General features: G+C 36.3%; 10 protein-coding genes. 1 reads left to right on the top strand and 9 read right to left on the bottom strand.

The features are described 5' to 3' along the window. Positions 1-174 precede the first annotated feature (174 nt). From CEF19_RS15765 to CEF19_RS15735, 7 genes are all read right to left on the bottom strand, one after another. Complete coding sequence (locus CEF19_RS15765) at positions 175-1,608, bottom strand: aldehyde dehydrogenase family protein (RefSeq protein WP_227522007.1); 1,434 nt, start codon at positions 1,606-1,608, stop codon at positions 175-177. 20 nt (positions 1,609-1,628) lie between these two features. Continuing rightward, on the bottom strand, positions 1,629-2,519 hold the full coding sequence (locus CEF19_RS15760; protein WP_100406931.1) for a class II fructose-bisphosphate aldolase: 891 nt from the start codon (positions 2,517-2,519) through the stop codon (positions 1,629-1,631). A gap of 99 nt (positions 2,520-2,618) precedes the next feature. Continuing rightward, complete coding sequence (locus tag CEF19_RS15755; RefSeq protein WP_100406930.1) at positions 2,619-3,785, bottom strand: diphosphate--fructose-6-phosphate 1-phosphotransferase; 1,167 nt, start codon at positions 3,783-3,785, stop codon at positions 2,619-2,621. 14 nt (positions 3,786-3,799) lie between these two features. Then, on the bottom strand, positions 3,800-5,149 hold the full coding sequence (sftI, locus tag CEF19_RS15750; RefSeq protein WP_319830078.1) for a sulfoquinovose isomerase: 1,350 nt from the start codon (positions 5,147-5,149) through the stop codon (positions 3,800-3,802). A gap of 78 nt (positions 5,150-5,227) precedes the next feature. Further along, positions 5,228-7,273 (bottom strand): alpha-glucosidase, encoded by a 2,046-nt coding sequence (locus CEF19_RS15745; RefSeq protein ID WP_227522006.1) that lies wholly within the window; start codon positions 7,271-7,273, stop codon positions 5,228-5,230. A gap of 25 nt (positions 7,274-7,298) precedes the next feature. Continuing rightward, positions 7,299-9,071, bottom strand: a complete 1,773-nt coding sequence (locus CEF19_RS15740) for a solute:sodium symporter family transporter (RefSeq protein ID WP_100406929.1) — start codon at positions 9,069-9,071, stop codon at positions 7,299-7,301. A 31-nt stretch (positions 9,072-9,102) separates the two neighbouring features. Continuing rightward, complete coding sequence (locus tag CEF19_RS15735) at positions 9,103-9,765, bottom strand: DUF4867 family protein (protein WP_100406928.1); 663 nt, start codon at positions 9,763-9,765, stop codon at positions 9,103-9,105. 300 nt (positions 9,766-10,065) lie between these two features. Between CEF19_RS15735 and CEF19_RS15730 the strand changes: the two genes are divergently transcribed. Further along, on the top strand, positions 10,066-10,596 hold the full coding sequence (locus CEF19_RS15730) for a GNAT family N-acetyltransferase (RefSeq protein WP_100406927.1): 531 nt from the start codon (positions 10,066-10,068) through the stop codon (positions 10,594-10,596). Positions 10,597-10,927: 331 nt separating this feature from the next. On the opposite strand, the gene CEF19_RS15725 is transcribed toward CEF19_RS15730, so the two are convergent. Both CEF19_RS15725 and CEF19_RS15720 read right to left on the bottom strand, forming a co-directional pair. Beyond that, positions 10,928-12,466 (bottom strand): extracellular solute-binding protein, encoded by a 1,539-nt coding sequence (locus CEF19_RS15725; RefSeq protein WP_100406926.1) that lies wholly within the window; start codon positions 12,464-12,466, stop codon positions 10,928-10,930. A gap of 550 nt (positions 12,467-13,016) precedes the next feature. Next, positions 13,017-13,703 carry a FadR/GntR family transcriptional regulator gene (locus CEF19_RS15720; protein ID WP_100406925.1) on the bottom strand — a complete coding sequence of 229 codons (687 nt, stop codon included), beginning with the start codon at positions 13,701-13,703 and terminating at the stop codon, positions 13,017-13,019. Positions 13,704-13,874: the final 171 nt, after the last annotated feature.

Genomic DNA, 13,874 nt, shown 5'->3' with positions numbered 1-13,874 from the left:
CACAAAACAACTTGGGTATCTTTATTGTTCAAGTTAACAAAATCCTTAATTAAAAGTAAGCGTTTCCAATCATTTTTATAAATTTTAAAAATTATCAGTGTTTATCTAGACTTGTCACAAATCGTCAGTAAGTATCTGATAATTAAGGGGCCCGGTGATACGGACCCTACTTTTCTAAAGATTAAAGACGACTATTCTTTCTTCTGTCATTTCCTCTATAGCATACTTTGGACCTTCTTTACCGGTTCCACTTTGTTTTACACCACCATAGGGCATTTGGTCTACTCGATAACCTGAAGTGTCATTAATAATTAGACCGCCAACTTCAATTTGATTCGCAGCTTTCATTGCGAAGGTTAGGCTATTAGTAAATAATCCCGCTTGCAATCCGAAATCCGAGTCATTAACTCGATTGATTACTTCTTCTTCATCACTATATACATCAACCGCAACGACTGGACCAAATACTTCTTGTCGACAAACTTTCATATCATCATGCACGTTCGTGAGGATAGTTGGTTTATAAAATACACCCTCTCTCTTTCCACCTGTTTCTACTTTAGCACCTTGAGATACTGCTTCATTCACCCATTGTTCTACTCTAATGGCTTCTTTTTCAGAAATCATCGGCCCTATATTTGTTAACTTACTTTTTGGGTCTCCGACAACAAGAGTGTTTGTTACATCTCTCATTTTCTGAATAAATTCTTCAAATATATCTTTGTGAACATAAACGCGTTGTACTGATATACACACCTGTCCCGCATTGTTAAAACTTTTTTGTGCTGTAAGTGTTGCAGCATGTTCAATGTTTGCATCCTTGTGGACAATGGTTGCTGAATTATTCCCTAGTTCAAGCGCTACTTTTCTCAGTCCAGCTTTTTCCCGAATGATTTTGCCCACACGCGGACTACCTGTGAATGTATACATATTAACATCCTGATTATTTAACAACCATTCCCCAGTGTCCGATCCTTTACCAGTAATAAGATTCAATCTACCCGTTGGCAAGCCTACACCTTCAAATATTTCTGTCAAAATAATCGCAGACATCGATGTTACTTCTGCTGGTTTTAACACAACACTATTCCCTGCTGCAAGCGCCGGACCTACTTTATGACATACTAAGTTCAGAGGAACATTAAATGGTGTAATGGCTGCAATGACACCAACTGGCACGCGTCTTGTAAATGCTTGACGATTTTCAGAACCTGGTGCAGCTTCTACTGGAATACCCTCTCCATGTATCCGTTTTGCTTCTTCTGCTGAAATCTCTAATGTTTGGGCAGCTCTCTCTACTTCACCAATGGCTTCCATTATTGGTTTACCAACCTCTTCAGCGAGAATTTCACCAATTTCTTGTTTACGCTTGAGTAATGTTTCTGATACTTGCTTCAAAACAATGTAACGCTTATATGGAGGAAATGTCGTTTTTAATGATGTCTTTGCGGCTTGAATGGCATCATTTACGTCCTGCTCATTTGCGTACGAAGCTTTGGCTATAGGTTCATTTGTGTATTTATTAAGTACTTCAAATGTGTTAATTTTTTTTCGCCATTCCCCATTAATAAATAAACCAAATGTAGAGATTTTTATATTCATTTTCATTACTAACTCACCCCTTAAGATTATAACGTTACTACCTTTTGATTTTCCAATAATTCATTTGCTCTTCCATTACTGCCGAACACTCTAATTTTTTCTTGAACTTTACTTTTCATTTTCTCTTTTCCAGACCCTAATGTATCTGCAAGGACAAAGTCATCGTTATTAAGTTGAAACGCCTCTTGCACACCTCTTGTAAATGCTTGACGAAGTTCAGTATCAACGTTAATTTTCGCTACGCCCAAAGAAATAGCACGCTTCACTTGTTCATCTGGAACATCTGATCCTCCATGAAGGACAATCGGTCTTCTCACTGCATTAGCGATTTCCTCTAAACGTTCAAAGCGAAGTTTAGGTGTTTCTTGATAAATTCCGTGAGCCGTTCCAATTGACACAGCCAAATAATCAACGTCCGTTCCTTCTACAAAGGTAATTGCCTCTTCTGTTGTGGTAATAAGTGCATCTTTCTCATCGACTGTAATGTCGTCCTCTGTTCCACCTATTTTACCAATCTCTCCTTCACTACCAATCCCTAATGCTCTAGCGACTTCGACTACCTTTTTCGTAATCGCAATATTTTCTTCGAATGATAGGGAAGAACCATCAAACATCACAGATTGAAAACCTACTTGAATGGCTTCCATCGTTTGAGTAAATTGTCGACTATGATCTAGATGAATCGCAATGGGAACGGTACTGGCCTTTGCTAATGAATCAATTAGTACCTTCATTGGCGCTAGTCCTATCGTGTTGATTACCTTTTGACCAACTTGAATCATAATTGGTGATTGCTCTTCTTCGGCTGCTTCAATAATTGCTTGAATGGTTTCAGCGTTATGAGCACTAAATGCCCCAACCCCGTATCCGTTTTGACGAGCATGTTCCAACATTTCTTTTCCATAAATGAATGGCATAATGATTCTCCTTTCAATACGTAATTGCATATTGTCTTATTTTTGTTCCTTTGATTACTTTATATAAATTCATAATGACTATATTATTAAAAATAATTATTACTGACTGAATTGAATCTGTCTTTGATTAAGAAATGGTGGATAGCGTAAGGCACTGCCACCTACAATAGGATTCAACCACTCATAATATTGGTTAGGGTTATCAATGAAATGTTCAGGCATCATTCGTTCTCCTGCTTTAACAACATCTTTTAAGTCCATAGGTTTAAAACGAATCTGATAATCAATTTCTTTTGTTCGTTCGATCGACACCATCACATCACTCTTCTCCTCTTTGACCCAATTTCCTCCTTTAACGCCTACCATGTAAGCTTCATACTGGTCTACTGAGGAAACAACGGAAGAGAAGCTTCTTTGGTTCATCCCTAATAACTCAGAACGGACCATTAAATTTAATTTATTTTTTAAATAATGCTCGATCTCTTTTGAAATCCCACCGAGAATAGAGCGTCCATCTATCACTTCTTTTTGAATTTGAGCTCCTTTATTCCACAGAACACCCTCACTAACAACAACGATTGCATACCCATAACGAGAAACAGCTGTCTCTACAGAGCTAAGAAGTTTGTCATGATGAAGCTCTCGCTCAGGCAAGGCAATAAAATGTGGCCCTTCTTCCTCATACGTTTTATAGAGACCAGAAGCAGCCGCTAACCAACCAGCATTTCTTCCCATCGTTTCTAAAACCCGAACTTGTTCAAAATTTTTCATCGAATGCAAATCCCTACTTAAATCTTTTAGCGTATGTGCTACATATTTTGCAGAGCTTCCAAAACCTGGTGCATGATCAGTACATCCAATATCATTATCAACCGTTTTAGGGAGCCCAATTATCTGCAAATCATAACCTTGTCTGCAAGCTTCAGTTCCTACTTTAAATAAAGCCTCCATTGTGCCATTGCCACCAATAAATACTAGAGCATCAATTCCCTTTTTACGAAGAATGTTTACTGATTCCTGAATTTCTTCTTCTGAGAAAGGGTACCGTCCTGAACCTAAGCATGCCCCCGGTACCTTTTGATGTTGAATAACCCAATTTACTGTATTCTCATTACCTTCTATAAAATCTCCATGAACTAAACCATCATATCCATTTTGTATAAAAGTTAGTGAAAAGTTATCCATTGTTTGCTTTACAAAACCAACTAATGTAGCGTTGATTACTGAGGTAGGCCCGCCCGCTTGCCCTATGGCAATTTTCTTCATATTACAGGCTCCCTTCAATCTTTGAAAATAATTGTTTCGATTCCAAGTTGCCGTCCAAGTTCAATCAACTCCTCGGCTACATCATCGTAAACGATCGCATAATGTGGCTCAAAGCCTTCTTCCATTAATTTATATAATGTCTCACTTACATCTGTTTCTAATTGCACTTCAACCGACGTTCCATTAAAACGTTGTGGCGTATCTAACGCATAACCACGCATGATAAGGAGACGATAACCATCAGACTTTGTATAACCTAATCTGAACAATGTGACACGACCAGGCTTTAGACCAAATTCCATCGTGAAACCTAGCTTTCTATTAGGATGAACTCCCACTTTTGCACCTGTTTCTGGATGAGCTAAAGAGTAAGCACCTGCGCCACAGTGCCAGAATACTGCAGAGTTACTAGCTTCATTTATATGCACCATGTCACCTAGATAAGGAGCACTTCCATTCGAGAATTCTCTCAGGATGAACATCGAAATGGCCCCATGAATATCAGACTCACAGGATGACACTAAGCCGTCTTCTGTGAATTGAGATAATGTCGAACAGGCAGCCGCACCTAGTTCATTAAAGAAGTCAGGCCAACATCTTACTGCAATCGCAGTAATCCCCTCCTTTTCAATGACATCTTTTACATACGTAGAAAACTGTGCAAACTTTTCAACGGTTTCATCCGTTCGATTTAGCCCAATCACTTGCTTTTGTGCACTTTCCATCATCCCCTCCCATTTAGAACGAGGGAGCTTGACACATTCTTCAAAGGCGGTATGCAGATCAAAATACGTCACAGTAGGACCTAGTTGCTTTTGTAATAATTTATCATTGGTATCGGAAAAGAAAAATCCAGGTGGATGCTTTCCTACAACACCAATTTTCAATAACTGTAACTGTCTTGCCACTTGCTGAACAGCTAATTTCACCTTGAAACTTCTTTGAACGTGGCCTTCATCTACATTACCAAATACAAAGGAATACGCGTGTTGTTCAGAACGAAGAACATGACTCGAGCTATTTCCTCCTGTCAAAGAATTTAATCTTAATCTACCACCAACGCTTGGCTCCCTTACAGACCAAACAACAATAGGTGCTTTCACCTTATTGATGACAGAAAGGACAAATTCTCCATCAGCAAAGGTTACACTTTGGTAAATAGTTGTGACAATCGTTTCTGTATCGACATTCTTTAAAAATCCCTCTAACTCATCAGGTGATGTAATAATATTTTCTGGTTCAACAACTTCCTCTACCATACTATTAAGGAATGCGGAACTTTGTTTTCTGTGTTCCTCGGCAGCTTCTAAGTCAAATGTCTTTCTTCCAATAGGTAAATAAAGTACTTTTGTTTTTAGCAACATGGTCACCCCTTTTTATATTATTCTATTATTATTTAAACCATATCATAGATAGTGATGTTTTAAAATACATAGTTACCTTTATGATGTTAGACTTATATTTAAACCTTCAAATAACTTTTTATACATTGACGTTTTTTTATAAAAAACCGGAGGCTGACCAATAGGTGCTTCCACTGTATATGTCCCACCTGAATATTCATGTCCACTCCATAAATGAACCCAATCGTCTTCGGGAAGATAGACTTCCCACTTGTCTTTGCCTTGTTCATAAACGGGTGCAACAAGTACATCCGAACCTAACATATATTGATATTGGATCTCATACGCATGTTTGTCTTGTTCGTATTCCATAAATAATGGTCTCTGAACAGGAATTCCTTCCATTGCATTTACTGACACAAGATTTTTTAGGTAAGGAGCAAGACTTACATATACATTTGTCAGTTTTATAAAATGATTAAATGTTTCTTCATCACCATCAAATTGGAAACAATCATCAGGCCGATTCCCTTCATGGGTTCTCATTACCGGCGTGAAGGCGGCCATTTCAACCCAGCGAAGCAACAACTCTTTTGAGCGTTTATTTCCATGTAAACTTGTGTACCCACCAATATCGCTATGAGAAATCCCGCAACCTATCATTCCAGCGGATAATGCAGCGGGAATAACCGAGGCTAAACCATCATCCAAACTCCAGTCCACACTTTGATCACCTGCCCATAATAGTGGACAGTATGCTTGATTTCCCGTATATCCTGCTCTCATAAAATAGACGATCTCTCCCAATTTACCAGACTCTTTCAAGGCATCATGATTCACTTTTGCCCATATTGCTGGCCAAGCATTATGCATCATTGTAGCAGGTATTCCATTTGATAATTTCACATCAGTTGGTAAATATTCGCCAAAGTCAGCCATCCATCCATCTAATCCAAATTCAATAAGGTTTTCCTTAATTACTGAGACATACCATGTATAAGCATCTTCATTTGTAAAATCAACAACGCCACAATAAAACTCACCAAAATCAACGAGGTAATCACTTCCATCCTCTTTCGTTGCTAAATACTTTTTAGACTTTGCTTCATTATATAAATGACCTTCTTCGGCAACATACGGATTAATGTATCCTAGGAATCTAATCCCTTGTTCCTTCCATTCATGAATTTTCTTATCAAGATTTGGATATTCCTCTGGATTCCACTGCCAGTTCCACATTAACCTTTTTCCAAAGGAAGTAATACGCTTTCCCTGCCAGTCCTGACACCAAACGGCCCCTATTTTCAATCCTTTTTCCAGTGCATAGTCAAGCTTTCTTTGAACAACATCCGTACCTCCTTGAATTCCTAACCAAATACCATTATAAGTCCAGTCCGGAAGCTCAGGCTGTCTACCAAGTCGAGCAGTCAAACGTGTCACTATATCCTTATAAGTAGATCCACTTTCAAACAGAATCGATAAAGGAACCTCCCAAATTTGCAGCTCATGAAAATCTTCTTTACGAAAATCAAAGTCTGCATACGCAGTTGTTTCTACATGACAAAAGTATTTTTTCGTAGAAATAAACGTTGGTTGTGGAAAGTTGGTATTATAATAGTCCCCCCCAGCTTTGTCTTTTACATCAGCCTGCCACGTTGTATAGGTCTTCTTGTTCCTCCCCACTCCTGGTTCAGAAGTCCAAAGTGGAAAGTTCTTACCTCTTAAATTCAAATAAGATAACTGTTCTCCACACCCATAAATTTTCTCTTCTTTCTCTGCAGCGATACGTAACCAGAAACGGTTAACAGACGAATCTTTGAGTTCAAATGATATTCTCATTCCTTCTTTATCTTGCTTGAACTGCAGTGTAAGGACAACCTCATCCTTCTCAAATCTTCTTAAATGAGCTTCAAACCCATCACTATTTTGGGTTAAAGACGCGTAACGTAGAGGCACGCGCTCCTCAATATAATCATTAATATCGAAATTCCCACGATACATGTCGATGGACTCTTTTCCACTACCGACAAAGATAAATGGATTCTCTGAGGTATGTTTAAATAGAAGACTCCCGTTTAGAAATACATCAAATCCGTTCTTGTTTTCAATCATCTTAATAGGATTTATTTCTGTGTTTATCGTCACTTAGCTTTCACCCTTCCTATAAATATCAAACGACTATTTTATTTTTTACATTATGCCCATTTCTTCCATGCCTTTTCTCCATAAACTTTGTATACTTGTTATTCCAACTTCTAATAGCTCTAAAATAGAGGATAGATGATATAATTACAAGTCCGATTATAGATGGGAAAAACCAAGGAGACACAATTCCTCTAGCATAGGCTACACCGATTGGAGAGAATAATAGATACATCCCCACGACAAGACTTAAAAGAATTACAGTTACTGGGATTGCATATTTCCATGGCACCATATTAACCTTTGGGTTAGGTTTAAATTGATACGGTGTTTCAAGTGGCTTAAGTTTACCAACGACAATCATAATCCCTACTTCAATAACAAAAAGAATAGCTGAAATATGGATGAAATTCATTGTGATTTCAATATCAAAAAACTGATTAAGTCCCCATACCAACATATAATAAGTAATCACGTGAAAAAAAATAGCGATTTTTGCACCAATTGCCGGGATCCGTTTAGATAGAATCCCAACGAGAACAATAGCGATAATTGGAATGTTGAAAAAGCCGGTAAATCGACGGATTAAATCCCAAAGACCATCTGGTGCATCCATCAACATTGGCGCTATAAAGAATGAGATTAGAGCAAGAATACTTCCAAAATATTTACTCATGTTAATTAGTTGGCGATCTGTCGCTTCTTTATTAAACCCTGCTTTGTAGATATCAAGAGCAAACATGGTTGAAGCACTATTCAACAATGAATTAAAACTTGAGAATACAGCTCCTAGCAAAACTGCTAGGAAGAAGCCGGACATAAAGGTTGGCAGTATATTAGTGACAATTGTGGGATAGGCTAAATCAACAGGATCCATCGTACTTCCATATAAATGATAGGCAATTACTCCAGGAATCATCATTAAAAATGGGACAGTTAGTTTATAAAATCCTGAGTAAAGGACGCCTTTTTGACCCTCTGCTAAATTCTTAGCGCCCAGTGTTCTTTGAATAACGTATTGGTTTGTCCCCCAATAGAACATATTCATTAATATCATACCTGTAAAAATTGTACCAAAAGGCACCGAGTCTGTACTCGATCCAATCGCATTTAATTTATCCGAATGTTCGATTGTTATCGCTTTCATTCCTTCTAGCATGTTCCCATTCCCTAGAGCAATAAATCCTAGTATCGGTACAATTAAACCAATAATAATTAGACCAATTCCATTCAAGGTATCAGATATAGCAACCGCTTTCAATCCACCGAATATCGCATAAATGGCACCAATAATACCAACAATCCAAATAACTAACCATACCGAATTTTCAAAGGAAATCCCTAGTAATGTTGGAACATCAAATAACCTTAATATCGCAAGGGCCCCAGAGTACAACACTGATGGGATTGTTACTAATACATAACCTAACATAAATAATATAACCGTGTATCTTCTTACCCCTTCATCAAACCGCGTACTCAAAAATTCAGGGAGTGTGGTGAATGCCCCACCCAAGTATCTCGGTAGCAGGATTAATGCACAAATAACAATGGCGAATGCAGCTGTCACTTCCCATGCCATATTTGATAAGTTAGCTCTATATGCTTGCCCATTTAATCCTATTAACTGTTCCGCTGATAGATTCGTAAGTAATAAGGAGCCCGCTATAAAGGTTCCCGTTAATCCCCGTCCTGCTAGAAAGTATCCATCTGAATCATTCGTAGAGTTTTTGGATTTTTGATACGAAACCCAACCTACTAACGCCATAAAGAAAACACAAGATAACAGTGTAAATAACATATATTTTTCCTCCAATATTCACTAAAGAATTTCAGGTCGGATATTTCACCGCAATATTTTCTCCTGTAATCCCTGGATAAGCACCCTGAGACATAAACCTATCATTTTCAGGATGAGAAAGTAACCACTTGTTTCTCATAAACAATAATTCATCGTGTTCTTTTTCTTCTTCTAATAAGGCGGTGTTTGTACCAGCTGGTAAGATAACAACACATTTAAATCCCTTATTGGTCAGTTTACATGGGGCAAGATGTAACGTAGTTTGAAACATCTCAATTGCTGTTCCTTTTGGGAGAAAAAAGCCTTCTAAATGATTAACTGAAAACTTTCCATTCATAATATCATTTACATGCCCAAGCAATAGTACAAAATCGGTAATAGCTATATTAATTTCACTTCCCTTATGATATTCTAATCCATTTAGATTAGAATTCTTTCCATTGCAATAGCCAATTTGAATGCTCATTCCCCCGTAATATGCTTTCTCGACATAGGTTTTTAATGAACCTTCTTCCCAAGACTTAATAGAAGGAACATAAACATTTCCACTTTCAGGGATTCCTGTTTCTTTCATTAATTTTTCTATTTCATTAATAGGAAAGTTCTCAAGCACTTTTCCAAATCTCTTAAATGATTCATCTCCCACATCTGCTAGTGGAAGAGTTGAATTAAGCGTTTTCAATTGTTCAATCATACAAATCCTCCTTTTCAAATAGTACTGCCAATTCGATAAACGTTACTACCTTTATAAACTTCATTATAACCTTTAGAGTATTTATTTCAAGTTCTTTTTACCAATTATTTTTAATTTCTTTTTTCACCAAATTTTCTTTAAAGAAATAAAATTGCAAGGTCTACACATTATTTAAATTATGGTGTTTGTAAATTGTTAAAACTTGTATAATAATAGGAGACTAAATAACGAAAGGACTGAACGATACACAGATACTCAATATTTTTTACTCACCTAAAATACAAATGGGAGGTAAACCTATTGATTACAGACTTATATACTGAAAGATTACATTTAAGAAAAATGACAACCGCTGACTCACTTAGCTTATTTAAAATATGGTCTGACCCTAATGTGACAAAATTTATGAACATAGATGGTTTTTCTAATGAGGACCAAGCAAAAGAAATAATCACTTATCTTGATAAACTCTCTCAAAAGAATAAAGCGATTCGTTACTCTATCGTCGAATTAACATCAAATGAAATTATCGGTTCCTGTGGATACAATGTCTTAGATTTTGAAAATGCTTTAACTGAAATTGGCTATGACCTAGCTAGGGCTTATTGGAGAAAGGGCTATGCAACAGAATCTGTCTCAGCTCTATTAAATTACGCATTAGATTCATTAAACCTTAATAGAGTTGAAGCCAAAGTAGAACCTGAAAACATAAATTCTATTAAAGTCTTACAAAAGCTAAACTTTACTTTCGAGGGCACGTTAAGGCAGTGCGAAAAGTCTAAAGGAAGATTTATTGATCTCAGTGTATATTCTAAATTAAAGATAGATTAACTTTTTCAGCCTATATTTCAGAAATATAGGCTGTTTTTAATTGTAGGAAACTTAAATTAAAGATTTCCTAACTCGACAAATATGTCCCTATTATTTTTTGAATTCTCTCCCTTGTTAACCCATAATTCGTCAAATTGATTTCATCAACAAAGAAGAGCTTAGAATTCTAAGCTCTTCTTTAGCCATATGGTAATGAAGTATCCTATTGCATTGCCCTTCTTACCAGTTGGATATAGAAAAAGCCAACGATGAGGTCGCCTTTATCCTAAATAAGAAAGTGCCTCCATCCAATAAAAGGGGCTGTTTCGATTTGAAACAGCCCCTTTTATTACTAATTAATCTGTTGGTAGTGAGTATTAAATTCCTCAATAACTTTATCTCCACCTTGATTCTTCCAATCCGTAATCGCTTTTTCAAAACCTTCCTCATCAATTTGACCTAGAATATATTTATAGGTTGCATCAACCATTATTAATTTTAATCTTTCGGAGTTTTGTATAAACGTTTCTGAATCTAGTGTGACGGTTGGATTTTTAATGAGGTAATTTTCATTATCTTTGATTAATTCTTCAGCTTTGGCTTTAACTTCATAAGTAAAATATCCTTCATATCTACCACTAGTTTCTGGTTCACCAATCTCCAGCGATAAATATGGTCTTACTTCTGTGTCAATCTTCTTTTGATTATCTGCATTTGGTAATGCGCGTCCATCCTTAACAGTATAATGTTCTCCTTCAACTCCCCAAACTAGAAGGTTTGCGACCTCTGGAGTCATTAACTGGTCATAGAAACCTAATATCTTTCTCAAATCATCTTCCGTTTCAATTTCGGATTTAGGGAACAATAAAATACCATTAAATCCTGGAATCGACCACACCCCAAATTCACCTTGTGGTCCTTCTACATAATTCTGAACGTCTAATTCTAAATCAGGATTAAGAGTAATTGCATCATTGTATAGACCTTCTACATCTGCCATTGAACCAACATAGACACCTGCAGTTCCATTTTTAAACAAGGCTTGTTGATCGGTTTTACTTGTTACAGGGAAATCTTGGTTTATATAACCATTGCTATGGACCTCTCTTAAGAAGTTCAATGTGTCCATGTAAGCAGGAAACATGAATTCAGGTAAAAGCTGACCGTCTTTTTCTCCCCACTCATTAGGTGTACCGTACCAAGAGGCAACGGTTTTAAATGCACCATAAATCAAATCACTACGATCCGTTAAACCAATCGTATCATTTGTACCACTCCCATTAGGATCATCTTCAGAGAAAGCTCTTAACATCTCATAGAATTCATCTGTATTTGTTGGAGCAGAAAGTCCTAGTTTGTCAGCCCAGTCTTTTCGATAAATCATACCTTGGCGAGATAGTGGCCTTCCTTGATATAAAGAATAAAGCTTTCCATCAACCATTGTGTTAGCTAAAATTTCCTCTTTTAACTTACTTAAGTTTTCAAATTCATCTAAGTAGGGTCCAACTTCCCAAAACTGGTCTGCACGAATAGCATCTTTAAATTTCACAAATGAATTAAAGTTCATTGCTACAACTTGAGGGAGTGACCCTGTTGCAAATGCTGTACTTAGTCTCTCATCATAGTTATTGTCTGGAACCCATTGAATATCTAATTTCGTATTTGTTGCGTCTTCCAACAATTTAAGTAATTTTTCATTAGGTGTTTCTGGCGTATGAAGTTTCGCCATAATCGAAATTGTATATGGCTCTTCTTGCTGACCATTTTTATTTTCATTTGCGTTTTCTTCTATACTATTTGAAACATTTTTATTTCCATTACAAGCAACCAACACAATAAATATAAGAGAAAGAGTAACTATAAAATTTAAAAACTTTTTTGTTCTAAACATATTATTAACCTCCTAATTTTTGTTTACAATCTTAAGGTAAGTCAACTCTTCAAATACTAGGGAACAATTCTTAACGCAACCACTTTTTTTAAAACGCTTACATTTTGTAGTAATACTTCATTCCATCTTATATGATGTCGCCTCTCATCCCTCCTTATAAACATTCCCTCCTCCAGTAAGTTTTTCCTGCAAGTTTTTTGTTTGTTTATTTATTTGTCTTACAAATGTAATTATAGTTTAGAATTTCTCGCACAGTCTATAATCAATAGCTCACATATGCATTAATTATCCCTTTATAAAGAGCTTATTTTCCGAAAAACAACATATTGATTATCCACTTTATACAATCTAAAAAACAAAAATTCATTTAGGCTAAAAATCGATTATTCAACGGTAAAAAAGAACTTTTTGATGAGAATTATAGACTCAATAAAAGAGAATATTTCAAACCATAAAGGGATATGGCAATACTCGGTACGCTAAATTACTAAGGGTGTGTGTCATAAGGTTAGAAACCAACCTTATGACACACACCCACTAACCTGATTTTTTATAGACTTAAAATCTTCTCCCTTACGAAATTAAGATGTCGATACATTTGCTTGAATGATTCTTCTGGATCACGTTTTAATAATGCCTCATAAATCGCTAGGTGATGCTCAACAGTAAGATTTTTTTCTCTAATTTCAATAAGACTATCTGTTTTGCTGTGAGTGAGCAGTAGCGATACAATCATTCCCTCTACTATTGGATTGTTTGCACTTAATGCAATAATTAGATGAAACTCCTTATCAAAAGCACCATAATTATTGTCAGGACAATTTATTATTTCATCTATAGATTCTTTTAGCTCTTTAAGCTGTCCATCGGTAATTTTTTCAGCAGCCATTGTAACTAAACCTAACTCTAAAGCCATTCGCGCTTCGATAATAGCTGGAAGATTCTCAGAAGATAACGCTATCATAACGGAGAATGGTTTGCTACCTACTTTATTGTTTATATACGTGCCATCCCTTGTTTTTCGAGTAATTATTTCCATGGTTTCAAGTGAACTTAAAGCTTCTCTTAAAACTGGACGACTAACACCTAACTTCTCCATTAGTTCCATTTCAGGTGGTAATTTATCTCCTGGTTTTAGTTGTCCGCTAACGAGGAGGTGAACAATTCGCTCAACTACTTGTTTAGATAATGTATTCCGACTGAGCGATTTGAGAAAAATATCCTTTGAGTCATTCATTTAACTTCTCCTTTAATATTTGACATCATCTATACAATAGTAAGACAATTATTTATTATTACATTATTATAACACAATGCAACTCTAACCTTCGATAAAATGGAACCAAACAATCTCCATAAGTTATGAATTTGTAGCAACCAATATAAATAGCGTGGTCACTGCAACCAC

Origin of the sequence: Bacillus solitudinis (genome assembly GCF_002797395.1) — a bacterium.
Taxonomy (GTDB): domain Bacteria; phylum Bacillota; class Bacilli; order Bacillales; family Bacillaceae_D; genus Halalkalibacter_A; species Halalkalibacter_A solitudinis.
Note: the sequence above shows the minus strand (reverse complement) of the source record. Positions and strands in the feature narration are given on the sequence as shown.